The 1,410-nt window shown below is 61.8% G+C and carries 2 protein-coding genes; both read left to right on the top strand.

Annotation, left to right across the window (positions count from 1 at the left end):
• Positions 1–154: 154 nt before the first annotated feature.
• A complete protein-coding gene (locus DW309_RS09305; protein ID WP_136029235.1) occupies positions 155–661 on the top strand; it encodes a hypothetical protein in 507 nt (168 codons plus the stop codon).
• A 24-nt stretch (positions 662–685) separates the two neighbouring features.
• A partial coding sequence (locus DW309_RS09300; RefSeq protein ID WP_205812718.1) for a fatty acid desaturase family protein occupies positions 686–1,410 on the top strand: 725 nt, incomplete at its 3' end.

Genomic DNA, 1,410 nt, shown 5'->3' with positions numbered 1-1,410 from the left:
CGGTGAGTTGCCTCGCAGTTTGAACACCCACGCGGTGACGATTGCTGCCTGGATCGGGGCTGGCTCGATGAGAGCCTCGTGAGCAAATTCGTGCCCTCGCCGGTCGGCGCTTGAAGCTGTGAGCACGCACATCTTCGGGGCGTAACGTTTGAAGATGAACGCACAATTGAAGAACGTAGAACCGCTGGGGCTCAAAGCGGTCATGCTCAGCTCGCTTCCGGCGACGCTCATGACGGATGATGCCCCGGACCGCTACACCGTCGAAGCGGTGTTCACGCGTCAGGCCGATCGCGACGAAGTCGCCGCGATCCACGGGGTGCCGATGCGCGACTTTCTTTCCGCCCGTGGATATCCGACGGTGGAGTTGAAGGTCTCAGATCGCCGACTGGAGATCGCCAACACCAATCTGCCTGAGTTGCGAGACGGCCTTGCCGCAGTCATCGCGGAACAGTTGGTAGAAATCAACCGGCGCCTCGTCGCGGAACGACTCGTGTCCGCGCTGGGGCTCGAGAAGGCTTCGGCGCGCGAGCATGAACGAGTCGCGCTCGTGGCATCGCTCGCCGAGTCCGTGGTGTTCGCCGCGGGAGCCCACACCGCGTACAGCGACGACGCATCCCGGGCGAGCGACTGGGAAGAGGAGGGTGGGGCGCCCCTAAGTTAGGGGCTCCACCGCTGGGAGGTCATCATGGGTGACACCGCTTCGGTCATCCGAACTCGCCCGCGTGACCGTGCCGCGAGTTCGTTCACGGCTCTCGCGCAGCAGGTGCGTGACGCTGGTCTGCTCCGCCGACGATACGGGTACTACTGGACCAAGTTGGTTGGGGCCCCTCTTGCGGTCGCGCTGGGTCTCCTTCTCTTTGTGTGGTTGGGAGACACCTGGTGGCAGTTGTTTGTAGCCGCAGGATTCGCGGTGCTTTTCACTCAGATCGCGTTCCTAGGTCATGACGCGGCGCACCGGCAGATCTTCGTCTCAGGCCGGTGGAACGACTGGGTGAGTCTCATTCTTGGTGACTTGCTTGTGGGCATGAGCTATGGATGGTGGCAGCACAAGCACACCAGGCACCACGGCAATCCGAACAAGCTCGGTGTCGACCCGGACATCGAGCTTCCGGTCATCGCTGTCACTGACGAGAGTGCCAAGAAGTACCAGCGTGGGCTGTTGCGGTGGCTGCGCGCACATCAAGGGTGGTTCTTCTTTCCGATCCTTCTTCTGGAGGGAGTTTCCCTTCACGCGTCTGGAGTCCGTCGGGTGTTCGCTCGAGGGCACCTGGATCGTCGATGGGTGGAGATCGTGTTCCTCGGGGTCCGTATCGGTGGCTATCTGGTCGTTGTCTTCTTGGTTCTTTCGCCGGGGATCGCTTTCACATTCCTCGTCGTGCAACTCGGGCTCTTCGGCTTCTACATGGGCGT

Source organism: Microbacterium sp. K41, from assembly GCF_004794395.1.
GTDB classification, from domain to species: domain Bacteria; phylum Actinomycetota; class Actinomycetes; order Actinomycetales; family Microbacteriaceae; genus Microbacterium; species Microbacterium sufflavum.
Note: the sequence above shows the minus strand (reverse complement) of the source record. Positions and strands in the feature narration are given on the sequence as shown.